The organism is Paraburkholderia sp. BR10872 (assembly GCF_040965835.1).
Lineage (GTDB): Bacteria > Pseudomonadota > Gammaproteobacteria > Burkholderiales > Burkholderiaceae > Paraburkholderia > Paraburkholderia nodosa_A.
The window spans coordinates 16651-43072 of the sequence record NZ_JBFRCN010000019.1 but is presented as its reverse complement, the minus strand read 5'-3'; the positions used below and the strand labels follow the sequence as shown (position 1 = coordinate 43072).

Here is a 26422-nt window from a genome sequence, read left to right as displayed (position 1 = left end):
CTCTATGCCTATTATTTATTCTCTCGCCGCCACGAATTCTTCAGGAAAGGATCGCCAATACCCTGCCGCTTGGCAACCGTCTTGGCAATCTTTTTCAAGATAGTAAGACGATCTTCTCCAGGGACATCGTTCGGTAACCGACTAACGGCTGCCATTAAGCGCTCGACTGAGGCACTTGGACGACTGGTGCCGCTTTCCAGCCAGCGATACGAACTTGCCTTTTCTTTTCCGTGAAGGAGTGAAAAGGTAATTTTGTCTTTTGGCACCGTTGGATCTAATGTCAGGCTTTCCATATAAGCCCGCATATCGGGTATTCGTTTGATCGGGATTGTCTCTGGGTATAGCCGATAAAACTCCAGCACCTGACATATGCTATTGTCTTCAATCATGCTGTCTGGTTTTTTCAGCATGGCAGTCCAGCTCACGCGTTGCAATCCGAGACATTCGCATGCCTCGGTAATCGTGAGTCCGTGTTGTACCCGGAAATATTCTATATCGTCATTTCTGAACGGAACAGTCCGGGTTTCTCTGGAAGAATTCTGGCTAGTCATATTTTCTGCTTTGGCTTAAAGCCATTGTCTTTCTTGAGGAAAGACGAAAAGTCATCGCTTACCCAATCCGATTCGAATTCGGACTCGGACTCGTCGGCGATCGCATCGGTCACAGCAGCTGCGCGCCCCAATGCCTCAACCGTCTCGGGCTTTCCGTCCACCGCCCCCTGCTCTGCCAGCAGACTGACTGCATCATGCACCAGCACCAGCTTTCGAGCCTCCGGCCTGGCTGCCTCGGCCGTAGCGCTCAAAGCACTTTCATGCGGCTGGTTTCCTGCCAGGCCCTCGTTTGCCGCCTCGCCATTCGGCGTACGCACAGTCGCACTCTTGAACTGCGCCAGCGACACCACATTGTCCTGCGCCCGCGTTTTCTTATCGCTCAGGAACGACGCGTCGTGCCCTTGCATGCGCAGAAGATCCGCGAGTTCGTCGCGTGCGAACACCCCTGTCGTTAGAGCATGTTCGCAGATCAAGCTTCGCGAACGCGCCAACGCACCGAGCGAGGCTTCCAGCCGGCCGAGCTCCGCGATGTGCGTGCGCATCTCGCCAGCCGGATCGATCTGGTTGGCGAGCACGCCACCGCCCTTCCCGTCGCGGACATTGTCGAGATCAGCGCGCAGAATGCGCAGCGCTGCCGCAGGCTCAATCCCGTGCTGACCAGCAAACAGCGTGAGCTCCTGCTCCAATCCGCCGCGAAGCGAGTCGCTGAGCTTCCGGCAGGCGAGCGTATCGTCCAGGTTGCTCTGAAGCAGCACGCGGAACGTTGGCTTGCGGTCCATCTCCGGCATGTCCATCGCCGCTCTGACCGATGGCGACAGATCCACGCCTAACGCGCGGTCGATAAGCTCGTTCACCGACTGTTGTACCGGCCCCACTGCGGATTCCGGCAACGAATCCGTCACGATTTCGTGCTCGTTGTCACGCACAATGCCACTGGGAGCTGGCGCACCGGCCGCCTGTGCATCCGGGCTGCCCGCTGCCTTGCCGAAAATCGCACGAAAGATCCGCGCGATGAACGCGCGAATGCGCTCGAGCAGCGTCACGAGGAAATTCTCGTCTTCACGCAGCGCCGCGGGCGCGGCCATCACCTTCCGGTAGATCGCATCGCGGTCGATGCGGATCCTGCCACCGTCTAGCTGGCTTGCGGCAGGCCGGTCTTCTGAAAAGGGCGGAGCCGAGAAGTGTTCTCGAGCAAACGCAGACGGTTGTGCCGCAGCAAAGTCGTTTCTCATCAAACCCTCCGGCTCATTCTGTATCGAAGCAATTTTACGCACTTCGCTCATTTTGCATTATACGAAACAACGGCGCCGCAACCAGCAGTCCGTGGGCGAAAAGAAAAACAATGAGCGCCTCGCGCCCATTGCCATTGCTGACAGCACACCCCATGCCGGGAGCGTCACCGCGCCCGCCAGGAGACCGGGTTACCCCTGACATCCGTATGAATAAAGTCGCGCACATAGAAGCCGACGCCGCCTTGCCGCGACAACCATGCAAGCCGCCCCATGTACTCGCTCGGAATGGTCGGCGTGCTGAAATCGCCCGCCCGAAAGACGCCTTGTGCGTCTGGAAGGTGGTATGACGCCAACGCCGCGCCTTCCGTCGAACGGTTTGTCGCCGGCGTGCGCAGGCCGGAATGGATGTCGAAGCGGACGTGGTAGCCGTAGGCGGCAAGCCAGGCCTGCATCCATGCCCACTGCTCGAGCAGCCGGGTATGCGGCACACCAATGATCCCCGCCCGAACGTCGCGCATCATCCAGGCGATCGCCCGGTATCCCTCCGCGGTCGAATAGTCGAGCTGCGCCTCGTCACGCCCCCGACGCACCCACAGGAGCGTCGGCAGAGGCGACTGCGTGTCTGCGCGCGCCCGGCCGGGCGACGCAAACGGTGCGACCGCCGCGGCCGCCGCTAGCGCGCGGCAAAAATCCCGTCGCCCGATCATCGTCCGTCACCCCTTCTGCGCCGAACGGCGAATGGTGTCCTGCATCGAACTGAAGAGACCGTCGAGTTCGTCCGCTGACATCTCATCAACCGGGCTGTTCCACTTCAACTTCTGCGAGATCTCTGCCTCGGTCGCTTTCATGGATTCCTCGGGATTCTCGCTACCGAGCGCGGCTTCGATCTGAACCAGGGTTTCGGCCGTCCTCTCGGTAAAGCCAATGACAATCTCGGGCTGATGCGGCCCGCTGCCGCTGGGTTCCGGCGCAACGCCCCGCGCTGCCACCGCTGCCACGGCCTGCTCGGCAAAGGGCTCTCCCGCCACAATGACCGCATCTGCCGACACCGCAGCCACCGGCCCCTCGCCGAACACGGGATCGTCCAACCCCGTTGGATCAGCCACGGGTGCATCGAGCGGCCGATCCTCGCCCGCGTCCATGTGGGCGCGCAGCAACGCATCCATGTCGTCCGGCTGCGCATCAGCAGTGGGAACGGCATCCTGGCGAACCGGCGTGGCTTTGCCCGCGTCGAGACCGGTGCTCCCGCCAAGATTCGCCTCGAGCAGCGCATCGATGCTGTCGGGTACATCGTCGGGCTCTGCGCGCGAGGGCGTCGCACCCGGCGCGGAGGTTTCAGGCGAATTCGCAGGCCCCGTGGCCTCGCGCTGCGCGCGCACGGGAGCCGGAGCATCCTCTGCGTCATAGTCAGCCGGCACGGCGGCCGCCGCCTCAGCAGCGGCACGCTCGGCCACAACCGCTGTGGCCTGTGCGTCCACCGGGCCTGCGAATTCCCGCACCAGATCGTCGAGCGTCGAAGCGGCCCCTACGATAGTCGCCTTCTCCTGCAACGGCGGATTGTGATACGCCGGGTTCCCGGTGGGGTTGCCGCTCGGGCGCGGTGCCGGTCCCCCGCCTCCACCGCGCGAGGCTGTGGTGCCCTGGCCCTCGCCAGAGCCGCCGTCTTCATCCGCGATCGCCATCGGCGGCGCTTCATCCTCGAGCGTCGTCGGGTCGACTTCGATCACTTCCCAGTAGCGGCCGTGCGCGTCCGGCTTGTTCGCACGCATCGCGCCGACGGCCGCCATGTAATAAGCGATACCGCGATTGACTGGCGACTCGTTGGGGTTCGTCTCGGCGATGTGCCGATGCGTCTCGCGAACCGCATCGAGCACCGGGTCTTGCGTTGCCACATAAGCGGGAGGCTTGCCTTCGCGAATGCGTGCCACGATGCCCGTGATCGTGGTGAACCGGGGATTCGTCTGGGAGAGTGGCTGCATCTTCTCCGACAACTCAATGCGAGCCGGGCGATCGACCTGCAGGAAACGATTCAGCCGGAACGGCAGCTTGGTGCGCGGCGTCGAGTTGAACCACGTGAAACTGCGCGCGCGCGTAACCTGGTCCTGGAAGATCAGCACACCCTCCATCGGCTTGAGCGCCTTGAGCTCGCGCATGTCGAGACGATCGCGCCTCTCAATCGAGCCGCTCAGATTGCGCCGGTAGTGTGAGGTTGTGAAATTGTTGACCGACCCCTCGTACGCGGCGACCTCGACAGAAATCGCTTCACCCGCGACCTTCTTGAAAACGTCCAGCGTCTTGTCCGGATCCTCAAGTGCGAGTGTGTACTTGATTTTCGTGTTGGCGATCATGGAATCGACTTCTTCCTTGTTCTCGCCCTTCGCCATCGCCGCAATGTCCTGGCCGGCGGCGATCATCATGAAGCCCAGGCTCCGGGCCTGAGCAAACATCAGGGCGATGCCCTCAGCGAAGTAATACCCGAGCTCGTCCATCGTGATGATGTAGGGCGCAGGCGATGCCGTCGCCTTGGTGTCGATCACATCGGCATAGGTGCCTTCGAGCACGTGACCGAGGTTCATCGCCATCATCAGCCGAATGCTCGACACCACGAGCTTGCCGAGGTTCGCCGCCTCCTGTGACGACTTTTCTAGCGTCGGGATCATGACCACGAGGATGCGCCGGTTGAGCAGCACATCCATCATGTCAACTTCCGAATACTTGTCCTTGAAGATGTACCCGTATGTGTCCATCAGCATGGACAGCGTGCGCGCGTACTGGCCTGTGAGGTAGCCGTGCTGGTCGTAGACCCCCTGATCCCACTTGTCCGGCTTGTCGGCCAGATCCGGGTTAAAGCCCGGAAGGCCCGTCTCGAGATAGGCCTTGATCGGCAGGAACGCGAATTCCGGCAGTTCGCCCTTCTTGCCCTTCAGGTACAGCTTGACAAGGTTCTTGAGCGACAGATACTCGCGGATCACACCGATGGAGAGCGTCACATTGCCGACTGCCCGCTCGTAGCACAGCGTACGAATGAGGGCGTCCATCATGTTGACCGCCTTCTGCTGCCACTGCGCGCCGTCACCGCTTGCCTTGGGCAGCAGCGACGATGAGAGCTGCGAGAGAAAGTCCGGACCGCCGTCGTACCAGGGGTTGGTGCCGTTGGACTTCTTTTCGGTGGTCTTCTTGGCTTTGTACGGGTCCGCGCCGCCCGTCATGAAGTTCAGCACGAGGTAGTCGTCCTCACGCCCGACGCGACGGCATAGGTTCCAGACAGCCGCATGCAGACTCGAGTCAGCCTTGCCGTCCGAGTAGAAAAAGCCGGATCCCCACGCGAGCGCATTGAAACACAAGCTCAGCAGCGTGACCGTCTTGCCCGAGCCGGTGGTCCCCATGAGGAGCATATGGGTGCGGCAGTCGTCGTTAGTAGCCCATAGCTCCTTGAGATGCTCGCCCCGGTCTGGTGAGCGCTGATTCCCCAGGTACAGGATGCCGTCTGCCTGCTTGCGCTCAGTGATCTCCCCCTTTCCTTTGGGATTGGCCTTCTGCACATCAAGCGTCGGATCAATCCCGCCAAGATCCTTCGGATAGCGCATCGGCATGGCCTGCTGCTGCCACGTGTACCAGAGGTGCGCGAAAAGCATGACGACCGTGATCGGGAGCCAGAGAAACGCCAGGGCGAGCGCAAGGCACGCCATGCCGATCTGGAACTTTCCGTAGTTGCGAGGTTGCTTGAGCCACCATCCGAACCGCTGAGACAGCGTGCGTGGATCCAGCGTAATGTTCCGCTGGTTGACTTCCTGCCATGCATACGGGCTGTACTTATCCGACATACGCTATCCGAACTGGGTTGGAGATCGGGGCATCACCCCTTGCTATTCGTATCCGGAAGACGCGCAGCTTCGGCCCGGATATCACTGGCCGTCGCGCCGGCCGCGAACGCATGGCCCGTCCCGCTCACGACACGTGGCGTCTGCGTAAAACCGAGCCGGTCAAAGGTCTGCATGTTTGCCTGCAGCGCCGCGTCGTCCTGCTGGCACTCAGCACCCGTGACGGCCTGATTGACGTCCAGGGTGTCCATCACCTCCCCCCACTTCGCGCGCCGATCCGGCGCACACAGGATCTTGCGGGCCAGCTGCAGCGATCCCTCCTGGTAGGCAACCGGCAACACGTGAATCTCGAAGTCCTTCGCGAGACTTTTCAGGTGCGGCTCGAAGCGCCGGCACGCCGGGCATTTCGGATCCGAATAGACATAGAGCACCCTGCTCGGCGGTTGTGCGCTCAACCCGAACGAAATCGAGGTCATCGACCCTGTTTCGGGCGGCTGCACAGCAGCCGTTGGAGGAATGGTGATCGACGCAACCGCTCCGTCGGCCGCGGGCGCGGCGGCCTGCCCCGAGATTGCGGCGGGCAGCTTCGCGATCGACGGCATCGCCTGGCCTAACGCCTGATCTGCCGGGGACGGTTGCAGCAAGTTCACGCCGCCCGGCGTGTTCATCAGGTTGCGCAACATGTCGATCGCGCCGTTATGCGAGTCGAGAAAACGCACGGCGGCCATGCACACAGTAGCCGTGAGCAACGGTGCACCGATCCACACGATGGCAGAGCGCCAGAGTTTCCCAAGGCGCGCACGCACGACGCGACGAAGCAGCACGTGCGTCAGCTGCGAGAACGCGAGTTGCGCGTCGCCTTGCGTCTTGAATCGCTCGATCAACGCGAGCTTCTCGACGCCGTCGACCTCGCTTACGAACATCAGTGCGTAGGGCGCAGAGGCGACGGTATCGGCATCGCCGCCCTTCGCCTCCGACACGATGAACGAGCCCGTCGAAGCCGTCGCGCCCTTTGCGAAGCGAGTACGTGCCACGCTTTTCAGAAAGCCCGTCGCTCCAAAGTACGAGAAGATCGTTCCGTCCGGCTCAAGCTTCACGATATTGCGCGCAGAGTGCGCGCCGAGATCCATCTTCACTTTCATGTAGGTATCCTTAGAACGGTTTGGATCCTTCTATTTCGAGTACCCCAGTGTCCTCGAGATACTTCCTTAGCCCCAGAATGGCGTTTTCGACGTGCGGCTCGGTGAGTACGCAGCCCGCGTCCCACGCGACCTCCTCGGCTTGCATCTGGTTGAATACACCGGCGGACTCCATGAACGGGGCCTTGCGGCCAGCCGTGTTTAACGGATACCAAAGGGCGCGGTCATGCGGCTTGAGCCAGATGAAATTTGCGGACGGCAGCACACCCATCTGCCTCGAATCGATCAGCAAGGCCATCAGCAGCGTCCGTGGATAGGGATGCTTGCGCAGCCACTGCCTGGCCACCGGCGCACTCGCGCAGCGTCGGAATGCCGTATCGGCAAGCGACAGATCGGCCTTCGACTCGCTGTTCTCGGCGCTATAGTTCAATGCGTCGGCCAGGGCGTCCGCGCCCTTCTTGTCCTTGAAGAAAACGCGCAGGCCAAACACTGCGAAGAGCGCGCGCTCTTCTGGCGTGAATTCGCTGTAGGCTGTTACGCGCTTGCCGATCTGCTCGACCAGGCGTTGTCGCGTAAGCGGAACATCCAGCGCTTCGTTGACGATGAGGCCGTATTCCGCGACCCATTCCTCAGGGTGCACCGAGGATCGCCACTCCGGCGACGTGTCGTTCGTCAGATCCCGTTTCAGGACGGGCACGATCGAGGAAAAGCTTCGGCTCTGTGCCTCGAGCAGCGACTGGATCGAGTGCACACGATAGGCAGACACAACGGGGTGCTTCAGCGCCCGGCGCGCCCACCAGATTGCGAGGCCAAACGGGATGAAGAGCCAGAGTGCCCCGATCTGCCACCCCAACCAGTACACTTCGCCGAAGGTCATTACGCCCGCGTGGTCGAAATAGATCACGAGGCGTTGCCGGAGATCATCGGCCGGGCCGAAGAGCCACGCCATCGGAATGACCTCATATGCCTTCCAGATCAGCATCCGCTGCACGATCAGCTCGTGCCTCATGTGCCACACCAGGATCGATGCGACGACCGTCAGCACCGCGACGACGGCCAGCAGTGGCAGGATGCTCTTGTTGTGATTTACCTGATCTGACATCCGAACCTCTGCGCCTCGCGCGCGACATTCATCACGTATCGGGCATGCTCGACAGGTGAGCGGCTATGGTAGTTGCCGACCCCGCGCCAAAAGTCACCGCCAGACGAATTGATCTCGTATCGGATGATGTAGGCGGCACCGTTCACCGCAAGGCAGGCGTTGTTCGCGAAGGCCGTTGGCGTCAGCCCGAAATTCCGCGTGAAGTAACGCATCCACACCGTGTTGATCTGGGTGACCCCGAAGTCCTGCGTACCGTTCGTGTTGTTGCGCACCAGCCCCGGCGCGAGGTCACCACTGGATTCAACCTCGTGTACGGCATGCAGGATGCACGCGGGTACCTGATACTTCTGCTCGGCTTCGGCGACGCATGAATTGAACGTCTCGAGCGGCATCGGCGGCACGAAGGGTGGCGTGGCATACGGCACTATTCCTGCTCCTCGATTTCGGCCAGGCAGGCAAGAATGTTGCCGATCTTCTCTTCGCTGAAAATCACGGCGTACTCCCCACCCTTGCGGATCAGGTCGAGCCGCCGATTGGCTTCCGGCAACGTTTCGATGTGATGCGGCCACTTCCTCTCGATCTCGATCGCGACAGGGATCGCCTCGCTGAATGGCACGAGGCGGAAGAAGCGGTTGAGTTGCGCATGGCACATTTCGAGTTGCGGGCGCGTCAGCGAGCGCACGAAGTCAGCCATGCGCGCGACCAGATCGCGCAACTGCACAGTAACGTCAGGTGATGCGTCAGCCCACGAATGGGCGACATCGATCCGGCGCGCGACCATCATCCCGACCTTGGAGGTCATGAGATCGATCAGGTCACTGCGCGGCTCTCCAAGGCGGCTCATGGTAGGAAATCCAGCGAGGCTGGCAATCGGGTTGGGGTCGTCTTAATTTCGTATCATAGCTATGATACAGACGTAAGGTCAATTTTTTGTCTCCTGGACAAACTATCTTTCAAGGTGCCCGATGGACCAATCCGACTCGCCGAAGCACAAACCCACCAGCAAACCCGCAGAGCCCGAGAGGCCGTCGCCCGCCCGGCAGGTGGTTCACATCGCCAGTGAGGTTGCAACAGAGATGCTGCAGACAGGTGAACCGCCGACGCTCGACCACATGGCGCAACTGCATGGCCTTGGCCTGCTTGGCGAGCTAGCCAAGCTCGGAGACGGCCTCGTTGGCGCGCGGCACGCTCATGGGCCCGCGGACGATGGTCTCCAACCTGTCAGTCCGCGCAAGCAGATCAAGCCGCGCACGCACATCAAGCCGCGCTAACGCAAACGGGGCCGACTGGCCCCGTTCTTTTTTGCTCCCTCTGGACTATTCTTGCCTAGCCCTTCGTGCGCGGCGCGCGCACCCGCGACGCGTCGCGAGTTTCCGGTTCGTCGAGCGCGGCAATCTTGCCGTGTGTGTACCGGTACGACACGGCCTGCAGCTCACCTTCATGAAATTCGCGCGTCGCCACCAACTGGCGATCATGAAGAATCAGCGCACCGTCGACTTCCTGCAGCACGTGATGCCGCGTAACGCGCAGGATTTCCCCTGAATAGTCCTTTCCGTCCTTCGCCTCGGCACCGCAAATCGTTCGGCCACCGGCGACAACGTTCATCAAGCGTCGGGACAACTGTCGGGCTTTGAGAGGCTCGACGAGCTTTTCACCGACCCACGGCACATCTGCTGCGCTCTCCTGGATCTCAATCGCGTCGTCGATCTTGTTCGCCACCACGACGATACCGTCCCTGCCCTGCGAGTTATCCAGGATCGTCGCCTGGTCAGCCTGTTCTAGCGCAGCGGGCAGCAACGCCATTGCGGCCTCATAGCGCCGGCGAATCGCATCGGGCTCGACTGCGTGCCCGCCGACAGCGACCCGACCAGCGACACGTTGCACATTGATTTCAGGATCCTGCGTTGTCACAAAGACAAGCGTCACGCGATAACCGAGAGCCTTGGCCTGAGTCATCAACGCGACCTTCTCTGGCGTGGACATCACGGTCTCGAATGCGAAATCCCGCCCCTCGCTCATCGCCTGAACACGGAGCTCCTCGGCCATGGCTGCGGCCTTGAGATTGCGTTCAAGGTAGTCGGGAATTTCCGGTTCGAGCGCGCGCGCAATATCGTCGGCGTTGATATATTCGCCGTCGAACTGCGCGGGATCAGAGAGGATCGCTTCGGTGATGGTCGACTTGCCGGAGCCGTTCGGTCCGGCAAATACGAGAACTGCGGGGAACTGCGGATTGTCGTTGAATTCGTCTTCTTGTTTTGCGCTCATGCAGCCTTGAAGGTCTTACGCTTCGCCGGCGCAGCGTGGTCGCCCTTTCGTTTGGACGCGCGCACGATGTAAGCCGGCTTGACACCCTTCGCCTCGAGGTTATCGACGGCCTTGTTGACCGCCGCGTTGGCCCGACCCAGAAAGGCCGGGCTCGTGATAAAACGCCCCAGTTTGTCAGCAGCCATGATCGAGCTCCTTGCGTTGGATCGGATCAACCGTTGCTGACAGTATACCCCCATTTAACGTCTCGAATCACGCGCCGCCAACCACGTGCAGGCGCGGACCGGCCACCGGCGTGGGTGACGGCAAAAGCACCAGCCCCGTTTCGTTGTGCTCAACACGCACTTGCGCGTAAACCTGCTTCACCGTCGAGAGACTTTCCAGAAATCCGGCCCGGAAATCGCGCAGGCGCGCGTATCCGGAACCAAATTGCATGTACAACTGCTGCCACGTCGGCCTGCTTGGCGAGCGAAGCGTGTACATGCGATAGGCGAGCCACTGGTAGATGTCGAGCTCGAGCGGTGCCTGCTGCAACGCTCGAACGGCTTGCAGATCGAGCGGAATACAGTGCGTGGTGATTTCCTTGAAGAATTTGTCCGTGAGGACAATCTCGGACTGGAACAGCAATTGTTGCCGATCGTCGGCGCTCTCGTCGAAAAAGAGACTGTAGGCGTCAGAGAACGACAGAAAGTCCACATGCTTGCGGCTGAGCTTCTCGAGCTGTGCATCGCCAGTAATGAACGCCGCTCGGGAGCTTAGCAGGCGATCCGCCTGTTCGATCAGCGCGCGGCCCTGACCTCGCTTGCCGCGGCTGTGGTCGATGTTGAGCTTCCGGCAAAATTCCTTGAACGTCCCGCCGGTACTGAGACGGTTGCTACCCGTCCGGATTGCCTCGGACGTGAGCCAGATGATGAACAGGCGCGGATAGGTCCCGTACGGGATGCCTTGCGGTCCGCCCTGAATCCAGAGCGTGTAGTCACCATTGCGTCGGATCCACGCACCGTTGACCAGGCGCGAGGCGGGCGGATTCCGGTAAGGCAACGACGCGGACACGAGGCACTTGGCACCGAACGTTAGTTCGTCGGGCGCATCTGGATCGCTCGCGGCTTCCGCGATCGCAAGCGCCGCGTCACGCACCTTCGCTTCCCGTCGGAAGCCCAGCTCCCGGTCGGAAACTTCGCCTGCCAATCCCTCAGTCATGACAACCCCTTTTCTTCGTTACCGTTGAGGTGTCGCGCCCTTGTCTTCGCCTGGTCCGCAACGACACGTCAACCCCTCAATCAGCCGATGCCCGGCTTCCCGATATTTTCGTATCGTTGGTTTGATACGGAATTTAAAGACATGTCAAGGGCCTGTCAAGGTGGAATCGTCGTGTGTATTCGACGGTGGACTGGACGTGGGTGAACTGGTCGCGCCCCGTCGAGAGCTGGCATTAGTGTGGGTGAATTGGTCGCGCCCCCCGATTCGTGGGTGAACTGGTCGCGGCGGGGACTGGTCGGAGACTGTGGATAAGTCCTGTGGACGACGCAAGTTGTTCAGGGTGAATTGGTCGCGCTTACGGGGTGAACTGGTCGCGCTTTCGCGGCTAAAAATGGGTGATCTGGTCGCGCTTGCGGGGTGAATTGGTCGCGCTTGCGGGGTGAACTGGTCGCGCAACCTGCCCGCAAAGCCTTACCGGTACTGGATTTGACGGATCCCCAAGTAGTTCTTCCTATAGGTTTTGCCTGTAGGTTTACAAATATCTCTTTCAAATAGTAAGAGCCACGCGATCTGTGGATATCCACTGTTCCTGCACCCAGCCCGTGGATTTGTGGACAGCCCCGCTGCGCGGGGTCCCAGCCTGATCGCTTCGCGATCCCCGTTGACAAGGCAGGGACAACCCTGCGGGTTGACCCACCCTTGCCAACCGGTCGGCTGCTGTCCACAAGCTCCACCGGCTCCTTCTACGAAGGAGAGATAGAACCTTTTCGCCGACGGCTCTCACAAGGCTTGGTGGCAACTTCAGAGGCCTGTCGCACACAGCAGTTTCACCAACGCTACTCATCGCCGGTTTGCTTGTCGTCAGCACGGAAAACGGGGCATGGGGCCACTTGCGTCGGCCTACAGGTTTCTGTAGATTAATTGCGTGGCCGGGCGACCGGCGTATTGGAAGGGGTGTATCCCATGTCGTTCATTCAGGGGCGCGCGATCCGAAATCAGGCGGCGGCTGAGAACTGGATGTCGTACGCGCGCGAACTCGAACAAAAGCTGGCGAACGCGCAAGCGGGACTTGAGGCGATGCGTACCCTGAAGGACGCCGCAATCACTGAACTTGGCAAGGTGGATCCTGCCAATTACCTCATGAACCAAGCAAACCGCCAGAAGATCCTCGATACTGCCTACAGCCAGAAGCAGAGCTAGGATTTTTGGAAGAACCGTCGCGTGGCGGCGCTGTCGGCTCCGCGCGCGCTCAAGCCTCGAGCCAGGGCAGAGCTTCGGGCGCAACAACGAACATGGGACGCTCTTCGTCAAGAGACGTCCACACAAAGCCGAACTTGAATTCAACCTTTGCCGGCAGGATAAAGACGTGTGGCTCCTCGTTCAGCGAGCCGTCCCACCCTGCTTCGCGCGCAGCTTCAAAGGCGCCCTCGATTTCTGCCTCGAAAACCTCTTGCGCGAACAACTCGCCTTCTTCGGCCGCAATCTCGCATAGTTCCGCGAACGTGCGCATCCAATAAAACGACGTGTCGGCGCGCTCAATGCGGTAGACGGTCCAACTCATTCATCATCTCCTTCGATAGATTTCGCTTCTCTATAGACATGGCTCTTGCCGCTCCGTTGAAGTGGCAACAGCCAATGTGAAGACCTTACGGCGTTAGGTAGGACTTCCGCTGGTCGATGAGGTCCTTTTCCTTCAAAACGGCATAGAGGGATTCGGCAAGGCCACACGCCCTGTGTGCCAACGCTCTGTCGCTGTCCAGGGACTCACGCCCACCGCTGCCGGCAACAAGTGACGCGAGGATCTCTTTCGCTGCGTCTGCAATAAATTGCTTCCTATCGCTCATACAAACCTATTCCCTTCTTGATTGTCCGACGACCGGTCGGAGAGGCGGGCGCTCGCGCGCAAAACAGTTTCTGATGAGTGTTCCAGCTTCCCACGCAATTCGTTTGCTCAACAGAGCAAAGCCTGCGCAATCTAGCCGCATGGGACCGGTGTTACCGTCTCGTCAAACTGTGCCCGTTGACCGCTCCCAACGTTTTCGATGCGAAGGTTAGTGTGGTCGATCCGGTAACAGAGTCCGGTTTCACGCTTAACCACCTCGTAGCCTTCCCATGCCGCCTGAACTTGCAATCCGCCGTCCGGCCTCGCGGCAACATAGCTCACCATATGGGTCGCGTACTTCAACGTCGTTTCGCGCTCGCCCGCATGGCAAGCAAATGGTGCAGCCGCAACCACTGCGAGAACTAGTTGCTTAATGAGCATCATTCCCCGTTTTCCTACGCGTCCTCATCGAATTCAATGTTCCCGTGAACCTGCACGCTCCCGTTAGCGCCTATGGACCACAGCTGAGCCTTGTGAATGTCCCGCTGAATCGAGAATGCCTGTGACGGGTCATACCAACGGTATCCCACGCGGAAAGTCGTTCTCAGATAGGACATCTCATACTCGCCGAGATTCCATTTCGGTTCGGCGGCGATCTCCTCAAAGCCGCAACCTCGCAGGAAGTCCTTCAGTGCCTGTTCGCCGCTGACCGCATTGAAGTCATCGTACATTGACATGAGCCCTCCGCTTCATGAATCTGACTGCTTCTTAAATGCATCCAACTCTCGCACGTGCCCCAATCTATTGCGCAAAAATTCGCAACCGAAGGCAGAGATAACCCACGCCAACACGGATTGAGAGAACCAGCCGTGCAGCTGCATCGTCTGGACTTCGTATGTGAAGATGATGCCGAAGAGCGGCACGACCAAGAAGCCGGGATGAACAAGTGGTTCAGGTAGTCGGCACGCCACGACAAGTGCGACAACAACAATCGCACCGATCTCGGCGACTTGCCTCCACGGTAGCCAGGGCGCGACAAACGCAACGGGGGCAACCCACATGAGTATGGAAAGGATTGTCCCAGTTGTCTTCCAGATGCGGCTCACGTTTCCCGCCAACCACGCTAGTCGATCATTCGGTGATACTGGCCCACCGCAACGACGGCTTCCACAAACCGCTTTGCGGTAGCTTGATCCATGATGACCGTCTTACCGTCCACGGTCAGGTAAATGCTGTCCTCTTTGTAGAAAGACGAACGACCGATCTCAACGTGGAAGGTAGCTTTGTCACCCTGATCGCGAATCGTCTCTTCAAAATACATCGTTGTTGCCATTGTGTCCTCCAGTTTTGTGTCTTATTCAAAGCCCGATCAGTCGGGCACTGTGCATTTTCCCGTCAGCAGCCACATTCCGGTTCGGTCCTCCGGAAGATAACGATGACCGCGCTTGATGATCGTTGGCGACCCAAGAATCTTGCATCCACCCGCTTGCGGTTCGCCCTTCGTCGCTATTTGATATTCGACGTCACCGATGGCGACATGCATCGGATCTTCTGCAACGTCATCTTTGGTCAGCTTGTGAATAACGATACTCTCCACGCTCATATTAGCGGCAGCGAGTCTGCTCCCTAAGTCGCCTCCGAAGGTAGGAATGGAGTGAACAATCTTGCTTATCCCTATTGGGTCGCTCACGCCCGAGAAGCTCTGAGCCTGAGCGCTCGACACCACCGAGAGCAGTATCGGAAAAAGCGTATGCAGCATCGTCGTTCGCAACTTGTTCATTGACTTCCCTAGTACCTGTTTTTCCGCATGCCGATCGCGCTCGCAAACCCGCCGCGTTTCACTGTTGGGTCATCTCTTCGATAGACGTTCGGTCTTTGACGGTCGGAAAAGACAGCTTCCCACTCCTCCAGCGCTTCGTGGATGATCCATTCTTGAGCGCTTCCGCGACGGCACCATGCATTTCGTATGACGTCGCATCAGCGCCGGCACGAAACTGTGCGGCCAATACGGCGTTCTTGAACCCAATCTTTACCGCTTCCCGCGCTGGGTCGTATTGGTTCGGTGGATCACTTAACGGATTATCGAATGCTTCCTCGCAGACACTTGCGTCTCGCGAATGAAATCCGCGACAGGCGGTAGGTCTCACGGAATAGACGGAGCACCGACCGCCGTTAAGAAATGCGCACGGTACGTTTGTTCGAAGGTATTCTTCGCGCGCCATCGCGGATACGCGCGTGGCGGTTTGTTCAATGGCCTTTCTGACTTCCGTACGCCGCGGCTCAGGTAGGCGGTCAACGTGTTCGGCGAGGGTGATAGCTTCGGCACCCGTTACAAGGACGTGGTAGTAGCAGCAGTACGAGCAGCCGGCGGCGCAGGCAATTGGCTCGGTTGCTTCGCCCATTCGCGCGTCCATCCGCCGGTAGAACGCGATCACTTTCTGAGCCACAGGCTCAGACGTAGGGGCAGTGAGAAGCCGCGTCAGCGCTTCGCTTTCTTCTTGCGCGAGGCTGGTCGCTTCGCTCATCATCTGGGTTATGTTCATTTTTCTGTCCGTGGGGTGATCTGCACAGGCTCTGGCTCGACACCAGTGGCATTTCCCGTTTCAACGTCGACTCACGCAACGAAGCGAGCGATCTCGGCTCAGTAGATCCGGTCGTCTGGGGGTGGTCCGATTTGCCGCAGAAAATCGGTAAGTTGGTCGATCGAGCTCTCCCAGTCGCCACACGCGACCTCAAGCGTCGGAGCCCAATGCGTGTTCACTGTGACGCCGCAGGAGAACCCCGAGGCGTTCCCTCGGTCGGTAAACGTGCACGGCTGCAGTTCCCAATGGTAAGTCACCGGACGCAAGTCCTTAACCGTGGACAGCATTCTGTCGAAGTGGAAGAAGAGCGGGAAGTAATTGCCCGCATCGGCAATCCCACTTCGTGAGTTGAAAGCAAACTCAAAGTAGCCCGTATACCGGTGCTTTCCTTCCTCGGCGACAGCTGAACTCAGGCAACCAACAGACAGCAGCGCCGTCTCGTCCCCGTTGGCTGCTATTGCAAGTCGGCGCAAAGATGCATCACGGGCAAGCTCGGGTACAGAATCGACGCGGTCTAGTGCGCCTTTGAGACAGACGAATCCATAGTTCGCTTCTCCGTCTTCACGCGGGACACCGTCACCGCCGTACGGAATCGGTTTGTGCTTTTGATTGATACACAGATAATTCTGATAGTTCATCGTCCTTTTCCCCCGCTCTCGTCTTCATTCGATTGTGATCTCCGCTTGCTCGGCGAGTCTGTAAATCAGCAACAGAAAAACCAGCATTTGACTTCGCGAAGTCGGTGATGAAAAAGCCGACTTCGTTTCTCAGGCGGAAGCGAAGACTCTTTTGCGCGTCACTATCAGCGGCACGAATCCGCCGCAGCAGTTCTCGCACGCGTTCGGCCTCCGACTGCGAGAAAATCGCCCTTCCTTTCAATGCCGGCTCCCGCCGTCCGGAATCAATAGTGCGGATTCGGAACTAGCCAGCTTGTGTCGAAGCGGTGACCGTTCTGTATCGCTTGATCAACGTAGGGTTTCACCGTATCGATCGCCCGGTGAATCGCATAGGGGACTGAGGCTTCGTAAGGCAGAGAAGTGACGTACGCTGAGATCTGGTCGGGCGTATGGGCGTGATGGCTGGTCTCGAAGCTGTACGACCTCCCCTCAGCGACATCAGATCGCTCAACCTTCACGCCGAGCGGATACGTATCGCCCTTCCCAGTGCGAAGCGTCAGTTTCACCTCGAACGCAAGGCGCGGCGAGTCCACACCGGCCAGTGTCTCCAGATCGTTCTGCAGGAACTCCAGCACATCAGCAATGGTCGCGTCAATTCGACCGAGTTGTATCACAGACATTCCATTTTCTCCGTTTCCGTATGAATCCCTTAACTGCCGCCGTCAGCCTTGCTGTCCGTTTTGCCGAATAGATACCGGCTACCGTTCCGAGAAACCCTTGCGCCCCATCTATCCGGTCCCTCGTGCCTTCGTGTCGCTGATTATTGTTCGATCCCTTTCGATGATGCAACACCGCGCCAGACGAGGCGCCAGATGGCGTTGCCGTCCGGCGCACCTGGAATCAGGTTCTGCAAGGCGCATGCGACGCTGACTGCGGTGACGACGAGGCATTCCAGCCACGCGCTTCGCGGCAACGCAAGCCAGACGGCGATGCTGAAAGCGAGATTCCCAAGCACTCCGCCGGCATAGACCATCAATTGCTTCCACCGGGAATTCGGCAGCTCCCCCAGATCGATGTGTGCCCCTTTCCACAATGCCCAACAGAGCTTGAAGTGAACGTTTCTCCAGCACCACTGAGCGATCGGTGTCCCGCCGCCGATTCGGAATCCCTTTATCTGTACACGGGCTAGAATCGCAAAAAAGCCGTGGCCTAACTCGTGGGCAATCAGGTTCGCGACAACCGTCGGAATTGGCAGGACGAGGAAGGCGGCGACCGCTCGCCCGTCGGAAACCGAGCCCATCATGATTACCGGCATTCGAGCGAACGTCGTAATGACCAACATTGCGTCTGTGGGTGTCACGCTTACCTGCCTTCGCTTATTTTGTTTCTCGCGTTGAGCCGCGCCCGTGAGGCGGCAAGCCCGCTCGATCGCATCAGCCACGATCTCCTCGTGCACGCGGAGACGAAGCGTAGGAAAACTCTGGCGTCAGTGAGTTTCTTTGGTATCAGCGCGGACGAACTACACCATCGCGGCCAGTCACGAAGCCACGTTTGCCCCTTGCTTTCCATCTACGCTCTTCTGTATCGGCCGCATTGTGCGCTCACTGTATATCCCCAACGGGTAGGATCGTCAACTCGGACACAATGAGGCGTCGCGGACGCCCCCAGAGCAGCAGCCCCGTGTGACCCTGTGGGATCGCAACAACGAGCTCTTTGAGGCAAAGGAAAAGCCCGCAGGATTGCGGGCTATTCAGTATGCATAGACGCTTGCTCAGTCTCGAACGCCGCTGGTTATGCCACTCGTCGGGGACAGACGTGTGGCCGTTGCGACCGGCGCTGCAGGTACGGCTTGGCCGCCGCGTCCTATAGCCCCTTGCGCATGTGTGCCGGCAGTCCTCACTCCACCTGCAATCACCGTATGGCCCTTGTCGTGTGCGTCGTGTCCAAACGTGTTATGCAACGCAGTCCCGATCCACGCAAATACGGCATTAGGAACATGGTGGACCAGCCCGAACATGGACTGGCAAAGCGTCTGGCACATGCCCACGTAGAGCGCGATGTACGCGATGATGCTCACGATCCCGGTCGTGCTGTTGAACTGCGCATTGGCCAACGCCGTTCCAAACAAGGAGTTCAGAAGCGTGCCGAAAGCCACGATTCCGATACTCGCCAGCAGAAAGCCGATCACCATAAACGCTGGACGGAGCATCAGGTTCAACATAAAGACGTAGCCATACGACGTCCGCGGCCCCATGCCCTCGCCTTCGCCGTCGAGGTGCGCAAATGCCCACAACGGAGCAGCGACGACAGCCTCGCAGACCACCGCGAACCAGCTCAGGATCCCGCCAAACCAGACCATGAACGGCAGCATCGGCAGATAGACCGAGAGCATGACACCGAAGAAGAACAGGCTCAGCAACAGCAACATGATGATCGGCGACAGGTCCTTGATGACCTGCTGAAGTGCGCCCTTTACGGAGTCCGACGCGCCAAGCGTCACGACGTCCAGCGCCTTGTCCGCAACCCATCCGATACCGGATCCCGTCGCCCCCTCGAATGCGGAATTCGCGATATATGCAGCGAGCATCACATCGCCTGCATCGAGAATATAGTCCCCCACATTCTTCATCCCGATCAGCGGATTGGTGCCGGTCCCGGTCCCGATGTTCTGAATGGACGTTGTGACCAGATTGACCAGCCGCTGGCCGGGGAAGAGCCCCGAAAGGACATGTCCCGGATCGCTCGACACCGACGAGAGGTTATTCGATCCCGAGCTCGACGACGAGCTAGTCGCCACCGTCGTCGAGGCGTCCTGCGCGAGCTGGTGGTGATACGTCACAAGCACGTTGTTATACAGATCCGGGTACGGCAGGTTCGCTGGATCGGTTGGCGGAATTGCAGTTGCAGCCGTCGATGTCGAACTGGTGAGCTGCGTGTTCGCCATTGCGAACGTCTGGTACCACGAACCCAGCATGATCCAGCCGTTTTGAGACAAACTGGACTGGATCTGGCTCGACAATCCGCTGATGGAACTGGATGCGCCGGCGATCGCCCCCTGGATTGACTGCTGATATGCCTGCGCAGCATTGTTGATCGTTACCTGAGGGTCAGCAGGCTGGCTTCCCGCCGCCACCGCCTGGACGTACGACGCCGCAGCGCTTTGCAACGTGGCCTGCATGGAGCTCAGGGCGCTCTGCTGCGCGGATTGCATCGTCGATACGACACCGGATACGTCCGGCACGATCGCTGTGAGCCCGGACGTGGAGACCGAGTCACCCGTGATAGTCGAGTTCAACGTGAGGTTGACCGATGCTCCGCCGCACGACAAACCGTTGCCGTTCATCAGCACGATCTGGCCAGACGTAGACCGGGTATTGAACTGCTCTCCAGCATCGGCCGTGACGCCCCCGGTGTCGCTAGGCAGGTTGTTCGCCGCCAGGTTGGCAGCCTGTGCGCACAGGTTAGCCTCGAACATCGATTTCGCAAGATTCGTCACTTGCGGTGCCGGTGGCGTTGCAACGAGCGTTCCCCCGTTTGCGAGCACCGATGTCGCCGTCGAGACATCGAGGTTCGCGATGCCGATGCCCATCATCGTCGCCCACAACATGATGAGCTGCGCGCCGGAGTACCCACCCGTGAACGGCACCAGCAGCGTAAAGCCAACACCATTCCGGATTGAATACCAGATAGACGAGCGCTTCTGACCGAGAAATTCCCCTTCGGACCCGGTTGCGATCATCGCCGCGACAAAAAGATAGCAAGCCCACAATGCGCCGATCACCAGCACGCTGGCATTCAGGGTGCCAAGGATCGCGGCGATCGTGGAACCGGAGCCGCTTCCACCCGTCAGCGGATTCGTGACGACGTTGCCAAAGACCTGCTTCAGCGCGGTCATCGACTGATCGCTGCCGCTGTTCGCAGCACTCGTGATCGCGCCAATAGATTGCGCCGACTGAGCGTGGGCAAACCGTGAAGCCAACGATAGCGCGGCTGCAATGGTCGACGCTCCCAAAGAGCGGAGCAAGCGAAGTTTGCGCATGATCATTTCCACTCGATACGGGGGTTGAAGAAGTGCTTCACGAAACCACGGTCACGCAGAAACTCTCGAGCCGACATGAGCGGTTTATCCGGGTTCTTCGGGCCGGTTTCCATTTGACGCAGTCGATACTCGAACTTGAAGATCTGCAGGCTGCACACCATCCCGAAGAATGCGCTCGTGACCACGCCTGTCCACTGCGCGCTCGTGGCGTATCCCAGTGCGCGGCAAAGCGCGAAGAACGCAAGTGCTAGAAAGACCCACTTGGCCTGAAGGCTGCGTCTCCGGATCACGCTAAGTCGCTGCGGCAATGCTTTTGCCGCGCCCGCCTCGACGGCCCGATTCCTGCTCTCCCTGCGCGCCTCCATCACCTGATTCCAGCTGCGCGCACGTCTACGCGCGCGCTTGTGAGGTAGTCGCTTTGCGAGATCGGAGATCACGGCCGCGCCCGGCTCGGTGGATCTTTTGAAGGAGCGGATCGCCCCATAAAGCGGGTATCCGGGAATCATGTTCAGCGCGACAGTCTTCACGATCCTGAGCGCCGGCCGCGCGCGCTCAGACTGCTCACCGCCGGCAGGCGGGGTCGAACGGTTTTCTCCACTCATGCTGCGAGCTCCTGTTTGTCCAATCCATATTTGACGACGAGCTCTTTCGCAACGGTGTCAAGGATGTTTTCGTCGTCCTGCGCGCCCTGCTCTGCCTGCCGCGACTCAAGGTACGGCGCGGCCGTCCCGGAAGGGAATTCCTTCGCGAGGATCCGGCGTGCCTTCGCCGGCGGAATCAGTCGGTAGAGACGGCGACGCAAGCCAACGTCCTTCGCCGTGGTCGAGAACGCCCACAGTTCGATCGCGCCAGGTGCGTTGTGGAGGACCTGTGTCACGATGCCGCGTTTGGTCTGGTGCCAGACAAGGAAACGACCGGGTCCACGAACGTCGCGCTCGAGCGCGGTGATGGCCGAATCGGAGAGTCCAAACATCTTCTGCGCGTCAGCGCGTGCGGCGGGGCTGCCCGCGTTCATGATGTAGGCGGAGAAGGCCGACTCGGTGATCGCCTCACCGTCGGACTGGAAATCGCTCATGAACTGGCTCGCAAGCGAGACTCGAATACCATGTTTGCGGCCTTCGCGGCGATCGAGTGACAGCAGCCGACGGAACGACTTCTTGCCTGCTGTCCGGTGAAGTTCGTCCACGCAAATGGCCTTCATTTCGTCCTTGATGTCCTCGTAGCGCTCCTGGTGCCTGGAGTGGTACATGGAAGGGGCGATATCCGTAATCGACTCGGGAAGGTAGTACTGGCGTGCAGCGATCTGACGCGCGAACACGAACATGATTTCGGCGCGTCGTTCACCGTCTGGGCCAGCACCGCGGGTCACTTCCTCGAGGTCCAGAGCGACAACGCGCGACTGCTCGCTGAGTTCGAAACGCGTATGCCCTGCGATCACGGGGAAGTCCTTCAGCGCCGTTGTAATGACCATGCGCATAGCGTCCAGCAGCGCCATGCCCGTTTCCGTCATGGCTCTCGAATCCTCGCGTGGCTCATACACGCTGCGTACGCGCTCACTGCCGAGCGCCTCGATCAGGTCCGCGAGCACCGGCACGGCGAAGCGTTGCGCGCGTCGCGACTCCCTCAGCATTCCCTTGGCGAACAGGTGGTCTGTGATCGCCCACCAGGTTGTGTATTGGTCGACCTCGAATCCGGTCTTTGCGATCGCTGCATCGACGACCTCGTCGATCGTCGCCTCGTATTTTTTCTCCGAACCGTTGGTCGAATAGCGTTCGTACGCCTCGTCCACGATCATGCCCGAGAGTTCCGACGCGTTCGGATACGGCGTTGTGCTGCCTACCGGAGTCGCCAGTGATGTGAGAAGTGAGATCAGGAATTCGCGGTCGAATGCTGTCGGTCGACGGCAACCCGGCAACGTGTCAAACCCATTGATCGCATACTCGGACGTGTTACGCAGCCGTATATAGATGGCCTCGTGCTGGCGATCAGTCGGGAGTGCGTTGCGGATCAGATCGATCAACCCAGCAGAGCTCGGACCCACGTCGATCACTGTAATGAGCGGCAGGCGCTTCAAACCTGGCGACAGGATCGCCCCGAGATTGAGTGTGTTCAGGAACACTGACTTCCCTGATCCCATGACGGCCCAGATCAGATCGATCCAGGCTGTCTGGAGCGACGAGTTCGGTTGGTATGGGTAGACCTTGCCATCCAGTGTGCGCAGAACAATTGACCCGCCCTCATACCACGGCGAAGCCGCACGCTGGATCGGTAGCAGGCGCACGAGGTGGCTGAGCGGTGCGATGAGTTTCGGAGCGATGGACTTGTCCGAAAAGCCCGGCACTGTCGAGGCAAGACCAAGCATCGGATCGCCCGTATCGGTGCTCACCTGCGTAACGCCCCAGCCCTGCATTGCCGACACGAGAGCCGAGAGTCGGCTTTCGCAGGTCTTCCTGTCCGGCCCCCACGTTGAGGCCGCGATGCGAACCGACACGTCGCATTCGCCGTCCTTCTTCGCCTCCATGAGTGCGTCGAACGACCGCTTGATCGCCTTGTTCGTATCGCTCATGAAGCCGATGATTCCGACCACGAAGGTCTTCAGCTTCGACGAGTCGAGCCCGCCCGGCTCAATCACGTACTTGATGCGCCAGGGAATCTCCTTGCCCACGCGGTTGAACAACAGCATGAAGTCGTGGATCTCCTGCGGCCCGAGTTCCATGTAGGCCGACCCGTGGTACTGACCGTTGATGCAAACGAAGTCCCCATCCGTCACGATCTTGCCCACACACATCTGTTCGGAAAACTTAGGCAAGTACAGGTCGTCCAGTGGGTTGCCGCGCGTTTGACGCGGCATGAAGCGATCTCCTGGCAGAGCTGGTCGCCATTTAGAATCCGTCCTCTTCCGGTCGTACGCCATGCGGATTGCGCGAGCTGCCTGGTGCGTGGACAACTTTTCGACGTGCAATTTCCCGTACAGGAAGTCCTTCTCCATCGCCTCGACGAACGATTCGTGCCGGCTAATCAGCCCTTTCATGATGGCTGTGCCCGATTGGGCTGCCAGCATGGGCTTGACGTTGAACTCCTTCATGGCCGCCTTGTGCCGCGCGAGCTCGCGCTTGAGCTCGTCGGGTGCCATAGCCGTAAGGTGCGTATAGAGCAGCACGTAACAGGACTCGTGCGAACAAAGGGAGGCGACGCGATCGACACGATCATCGAGGACGTCGTTGAGGTCCAGACCGATGCGCTTGACAGTGTCGTAGGCTGGCTGCATGAGTGCGCGTACGCGCTGCTGCACGAGCTCGGGATCCCGCTCAAACGAGAACTCGACCGAATATCCTGGCTTCTGGTAATACGAGGTCATAGCCCGGCGCAAATTGTCGGTAATGCTCTCGAATTCAGCGTCGCCGACTACGTCCATCGATCCCGTGAGTTCGAAGACAGTCAGCATCGCGCAGTTGCGCGTGATCAGGATGTACGGGCGTGCGCCCTTCGGGTCCATTGCCGCCATCTCCTTCGCGCGTGGATCGTCAGGATCGAGACCGATCGCGGTTTCCAGCTGGCAGTGCGCGGGCAGATCCGCGCCTAGTGCGAGGCTGGATATCCAGGCAATCAGGCTCTCGACATTCGCGAGCACCGGGTCAACGCGTCCAAAAGCAAGGAACCCGGCAAACGCCGCACCCAGCAGGGAAAAAACGATAAGCGCGAAATTCATGGTTGTGGTCTCCCTTTGCCGAGACGGGTGATGACTTCGTTACGCAGGATGGTCATGGCATCGAGGCGATCGAGAACACGGCTCACGCCGGGATCGGTCGCTGCAACTTCCGTCAATGCCCTTGCGACATTCACGACGCGCTCGGCCGGCGTGCGCGCCTCCATCAGGATGCGGTCGAGCTGGTGCGTGATGCCGGTACGAATGGCGATGCCGCAAAGCACATCTGCGAATGTGTCGAAATCCAGTAGCGCGGCTTGCGCCTGCGCTTCAGGCTGCTGATGCTGCATAAGCGTTTTCCTCTTCCTGCTTGAGCAACGGTGCGAAGTCCGGCGACACCATCTGGTTTTCGATGCAGAAACTGAGTACGTTCCACAATTCAGACTTTGTGACCTGTATGCGAATGCCCCCTGCCCCGTACCCAGTCACGAAAAATCCCTGATCGTGCGCGCGACGCGCAATCGCGAAGCATTGGGCACGATCGGCCGCCCGCAACCACACCGCGCGCGAGGTCAGCACCTTCTTGCGCATGCCCTTGTGATATTCGTCGGTCGCGAGTGCGACCCAGTGGTTTTCGGCGAGCAGGCCCGCCGAGTACGAAAGACGCATTAGTGAGTCGTTCGTAAGAACGTCAGGCATGCGATGTTTCTCGTGCAACCGCCGGTAGCCCGCCGACAGGTAGACGGAACGGATAAGAATCGGAGAGACCTTCGTTAGCCACACGAGCTCCGGATGCGAGACCCACTTACGCAATTCCATCCGCGAAGCAGTCTTCTTGCCGAAGGCGGTCAGTTGCGCATACTCCGAGTCGGCACGTGACATATCCAGCTCGACTTCGGCGAGTACTGGCCGGTCGCCTTCCAGGCACATCGCCAGACGTTCACGCTGGCTGACTGGTAGCTTGTTCTCGTGCACGTATTCCCATGCGTCATCCGGCACAGGGCAATTCATCACTGCCTGGGCGTGTGCCAGGCGATTGACCCGAAGCGTCAGGAAAATCGAATTCGGATTGAAATGCGGCTTAGTAACCACGGAATCCGGCTGATACGCTGCCCAAAGCGCACGCTCGAGGCCCGGATTGTTCGTGATGTACTGGTCCTTCGGAAAGCGTGACTTGATATTCAGGTACAGCGAATCCGCGTTGGCCAACTCGCCGGGCTTCCATTGGTAGCCGGCCGCAATGAGCGAGACCATGCGTGATACGACCATTGAAAGTACCGGGGCCGACGTGTGCGCGTATTCTCCGAGCAGACTGATTCCGAGATCGGCTGCGATCTGGTCGAGACGTGTACGCAGGAACTCATTGCCGCGCAGGTTGTGCACGTTCTGATGCCCCAGCGCGCGGAACGTGGTGAAGTCGGCGTTCGTGAGCCAGATGACGTTGTTCGCGAGATCTTCAGGCTGCCGAACGTTCGTCGCCGGCCCGCCGGCGATGGATGCGAAGCCACTCGTGCATTCCTTGGCGTTGTCGTAAATCATGACGCCCATAACCGGAACTTGCGCGGAGCTGGCTGCGGATCCACTAGCGAGGGGCGCGGGCGCGCTCATAGATCATGCCCCACGTTTTCAGGGGGAGCGTCTTGTAGCTCTCCTCAATCCATCGCCCGATGTATTCCATGAAGCGAACCGGGCGGTACAGCAGCGCTAGCCCTGCGAACACCCCGATACGTTTGTCGTAGTCCTCGTCGCGCAGTTGGAGCATCGCGTTCGCGAAATCGGACGGGTTGGCACTCCCCCATGCGTTCGCGACGAGCTCGGCACGACTGGCAAGGTGCTGCAACAGCGCGCGCGCTTCGGCCTTCTGCGCGTCGTCGCCCGTCTCGAGCACAACGGCGATCGTTCGCTGCAGGTGATTGACCTCGGCTTGAGGCAAACCGTCAAGCCACACGAATACGCCCTGCTTTTGCGATCCGACCTGACCAATGTGCTGTGTGCCGTGGCAAAGCGGATCGGCAATGTCGAGATTTTCCGGCCGGTTGTCGGCGTGGTTGTCGTTGCAGTGGTGGACCTCCGTGTGCTTCGAACGAAAGCCACAGAACACGCATTTATAGTTGCCCTTGCTCAATACTGCGGGGCGGACTTCACGGAAGTCGGTGTTGGCCGACTCCATGTTTTCGTCGTCCTGACGCCAAACACGGCGCTTGACGGAGAATATGATGTCCCGAAACTGCCGGAACATGAAGTTGGCGGCCAGCGCCGGATCCGGCGTGGCCATACCCGCGGTTGCGTCGTCCCACGAGACCCCGGCGTTGCGCACAGCCTGTTCGTCCAGTGCCATGCTCCTTCGAGGATCAACAGATTGCGTGCTGTTCGCCATACGACGTGTCTCGTGGATGACGTGGTTGC

The 26422-nt window shown here is 59.7% G+C and carries 30 protein-coding genes; 2 read left to right on the top strand and 28 right to left on the bottom strand.

Translation table 11 applies throughout. The annotated features are described in order from the left end of the window. Positions 1–11: 11 nt before the first annotated feature. From AB4Y43_RS16785 to AB4Y43_RS16750, 8 genes are all read right to left on the bottom strand, one after another. Positions 12–551: a hypothetical protein gene (locus AB4Y43_RS16785; protein ID WP_368728300.1), complete on the bottom strand. Its 540-nt coding sequence runs from the start codon at positions 549–551 to the stop codon at positions 12–14. Continuing rightward, positions 548–1834 carry a hypothetical protein gene (locus tag AB4Y43_RS16780; RefSeq protein ID WP_368728299.1) on the bottom strand — a complete coding sequence of 429 codons (1287 nt, stop codon included), beginning with the start codon at positions 1832–1834 and terminating at the stop codon, positions 548–550. Before AB4Y43_RS16780 ends, AB4Y43_RS16785 begins: the two co-directional genes overlap by 4 nt. Positions 1835–1947: 113 nt before the next feature. Next, entirely contained in the window at positions 1948–2490 is a 543-nt protein-coding gene (locus AB4Y43_RS16775; protein WP_368728298.1) for a YcbK family protein, read from the bottom strand. Between the two features lie 6 nt (positions 2491–2496). Then, the gene (locus AB4Y43_RS16770; protein ID WP_368728297.1) at positions 2497–5607 is read right to left on the bottom strand and encodes a hypothetical protein; all 3111 of its coding nucleotides are present in this window, start codon (positions 5605–5607) and stop codon (positions 2497–2499) included. Between the two features lie 32 nt (positions 5608–5639). After that, positions 5640–6746, bottom strand: coding sequence for a thioredoxin fold domain-containing protein (locus AB4Y43_RS16765; RefSeq protein ID WP_368728296.1), 1107 nt, complete (start codon positions 6744–6746; stop codon positions 5640–5642). 10 nt (positions 6747–6756) lie between these two features. Next, positions 6757–7788 (bottom strand): hypothetical protein, encoded by a 1032-nt coding sequence (locus tag AB4Y43_RS16760; protein ID WP_368728295.1) that lies wholly within the window; start codon positions 7786–7788, stop codon positions 6757–6759. Positions 7789–7829: 41 nt separating this feature from the next. Further along, positions 7830–8270, bottom strand: coding sequence for a lytic transglycosylase domain-containing protein (locus AB4Y43_RS16755; RefSeq protein ID WP_368728294.1), 441 nt, complete (start codon positions 8268–8270; stop codon positions 7830–7832). Beyond that, the gene (locus AB4Y43_RS16750; RefSeq protein ID WP_368728293.1) at positions 8270–8689 is read right to left on the bottom strand and encodes a hypothetical protein; all 420 of its coding nucleotides are present in this window, start codon (positions 8687–8689) and stop codon (positions 8270–8272) included. Before AB4Y43_RS16750 ends, AB4Y43_RS16755 begins: the two co-directional genes overlap by 1 nt. Positions 8690–8810: 121 nt before the next feature. On the opposite strand from AB4Y43_RS16750, the gene AB4Y43_RS16745 reads away from it, so the two are divergent. Next, positions 8811–9116, top strand: a complete 306-nt coding sequence (locus tag AB4Y43_RS16745) for a hypothetical protein (protein WP_368728292.1) — start codon at positions 8811–8813, stop codon at positions 9114–9116. 55 nt (positions 9117–9171) lie between these two features. Here AB4Y43_RS16745 and AB4Y43_RS16740 read toward each other — a convergent pair whose 3' ends face one another. The 3 genes from AB4Y43_RS16740 to AB4Y43_RS16730 form a co-directional block, all read right to left on the bottom strand. Continuing rightward, complete coding sequence (locus AB4Y43_RS16740) at positions 9172–10110, bottom strand: zeta toxin family protein (protein ID WP_368728291.1); 939 nt, start codon at positions 10108–10110, stop codon at positions 9172–9174. Beyond that, positions 10107–10295, bottom strand: a complete 189-nt coding sequence (locus AB4Y43_RS16735) for a hypothetical protein (protein WP_368728290.1) — start codon at positions 10293–10295, stop codon at positions 10107–10109. Before AB4Y43_RS16735 ends, AB4Y43_RS16740 begins: the two co-directional genes overlap by 4 nt. 67 nt (positions 10296–10362) lie before the next feature. Continuing rightward, a complete protein-coding gene (locus AB4Y43_RS16730; RefSeq protein ID WP_368728289.1) occupies positions 10363–11298 on the bottom strand; it encodes a replication protein RepA in 936 nt (311 codons plus the stop codon). Positions 11299–12273: 975 nt separating this feature from the next. On the opposite strand from AB4Y43_RS16730, the gene AB4Y43_RS16725 reads away from it, so the two are divergent. After that, a complete protein-coding gene (locus tag AB4Y43_RS16725; protein WP_368728288.1) occupies positions 12274–12510 on the top strand; it encodes a hypothetical protein in 237 nt (78 codons plus the stop codon). A 49-nt stretch (positions 12511–12559) separates the two neighbouring features. Here the strand turns inward: AB4Y43_RS16725 and AB4Y43_RS16720 are convergent, their stop codons facing one another. From AB4Y43_RS16720 to AB4Y43_RS16640, 17 genes are all read right to left on the bottom strand, one after another. Then, on the bottom strand, positions 12560–12871 hold the full coding sequence (locus AB4Y43_RS16720) for a hypothetical protein (protein ID WP_368728287.1): 312 nt from the start codon (positions 12869–12871) through the stop codon (positions 12560–12562). 414 nt (positions 12872–13285) lie between these two features. Then, complete coding sequence (locus AB4Y43_RS16715; protein WP_368728286.1) at positions 13286–13576, bottom strand: hypothetical protein; 291 nt, start codon at positions 13574–13576, stop codon at positions 13286–13288. Between the two features lie 11 nt (positions 13577–13587). Further along, complete coding sequence (locus tag AB4Y43_RS16710; RefSeq protein WP_368728285.1) at positions 13588–13869, bottom strand: hypothetical protein; 282 nt, start codon at positions 13867–13869, stop codon at positions 13588–13590. 12 nt (positions 13870–13881) lie between these two features. Further along, complete coding sequence (locus AB4Y43_RS16705; protein WP_368728284.1) at positions 13882–14238, bottom strand: hypothetical protein; 357 nt, start codon at positions 14236–14238, stop codon at positions 13882–13884. Between the two features lie 17 nt (positions 14239–14255). Further along, positions 14256–14465: a hypothetical protein gene (locus AB4Y43_RS16700; RefSeq protein ID WP_368728283.1), complete on the bottom strand. Its 210-nt coding sequence runs from the start codon at positions 14463–14465 to the stop codon at positions 14256–14258. Positions 14466–14501: 36 nt separating this feature from the next. Beyond that, the gene (locus AB4Y43_RS16695) at positions 14502–14912 is read right to left on the bottom strand and encodes a hypothetical protein (protein ID WP_368728282.1); all 411 of its coding nucleotides are present in this window, start codon (positions 14910–14912) and stop codon (positions 14502–14504) included. 58 nt (positions 14913–14970) lie between these two features. Beyond that, positions 14971–15675 carry a YkgJ family cysteine cluster protein gene (locus AB4Y43_RS16690; protein ID WP_368728281.1) on the bottom strand — a complete coding sequence of 235 codons (705 nt, stop codon included), beginning with the start codon at positions 15673–15675 and terminating at the stop codon, positions 14971–14973. Between the two features lie 98 nt (positions 15676–15773). Next, positions 15774–16352 carry a hypothetical protein gene (locus tag AB4Y43_RS16685; protein ID WP_368728280.1) on the bottom strand — a complete coding sequence of 193 codons (579 nt, stop codon included), beginning with the start codon at positions 16350–16352 and terminating at the stop codon, positions 15774–15776. Next, positions 16291–16551 (bottom strand): hypothetical protein, encoded by a 261-nt coding sequence (locus AB4Y43_RS16680; protein ID WP_368728279.1) that lies wholly within the window; start codon positions 16549–16551, stop codon positions 16291–16293. Before AB4Y43_RS16680 ends, AB4Y43_RS16685 begins: the two co-directional genes overlap by 62 nt. 64 nt (positions 16552–16615) lie before the next feature. Beyond that, complete coding sequence (locus AB4Y43_RS16675; RefSeq protein WP_368728278.1) at positions 16616–17011, bottom strand: hypothetical protein; 396 nt, start codon at positions 17009–17011, stop codon at positions 16616–16618. A gap of 140 nt (positions 17012–17151) precedes the next feature. Then, positions 17152–17772 (bottom strand): site-2 protease family protein, encoded by a 621-nt coding sequence (locus tag AB4Y43_RS16670; RefSeq protein WP_368728277.1) that lies wholly within the window; start codon positions 17770–17772, stop codon positions 17152–17154. A gap of 330 nt (positions 17773–18102) precedes the next feature. Then, positions 18103–20370, bottom strand: a complete 2268-nt coding sequence (locus AB4Y43_RS16665) for a DotA/TraY family protein (protein WP_368728276.1) — start codon at positions 20368–20370, stop codon at positions 18103–18105. Between the two features lie 2 nt (positions 20371–20372). Beyond that, positions 20373–20972 carry a hypothetical protein gene (locus tag AB4Y43_RS16660; protein ID WP_368728275.1) on the bottom strand — a complete coding sequence of 200 codons (600 nt, stop codon included), beginning with the start codon at positions 20970–20972 and terminating at the stop codon, positions 20373–20375. Continuing rightward, positions 20969–24079, bottom strand: coding sequence for a hypothetical protein (locus AB4Y43_RS16655; protein WP_368728274.1), 3111 nt, complete (start codon positions 24077–24079; stop codon positions 20969–20971). Before AB4Y43_RS16655 ends, AB4Y43_RS16660 begins: the two co-directional genes overlap by 4 nt. Then, positions 24076–24366: a hypothetical protein gene (locus tag AB4Y43_RS16650; RefSeq protein ID WP_368728273.1), complete on the bottom strand. Its 291-nt coding sequence runs from the start codon at positions 24364–24366 to the stop codon at positions 24076–24078. Before AB4Y43_RS16650 ends, AB4Y43_RS16655 begins: the two co-directional genes overlap by 4 nt. After that, positions 24347–25555, bottom strand: coding sequence for a hypothetical protein (locus AB4Y43_RS16645; protein ID WP_368728272.1), 1209 nt, complete (start codon positions 25553–25555; stop codon positions 24347–24349). The genes AB4Y43_RS16650 and AB4Y43_RS16645 overlap by 20 nt, the downstream gene beginning before the upstream one ends. 43 nt (positions 25556–25598) lie before the next feature. Then, the gene (locus AB4Y43_RS16640; RefSeq protein ID WP_368728271.1) at positions 25599–26393 is read right to left on the bottom strand and encodes a hypothetical protein; all 795 of its coding nucleotides are present in this window, start codon (positions 26391–26393) and stop codon (positions 25599–25601) included. Between the last annotated feature and the right edge of the window lie 29 nt (positions 26394–26422).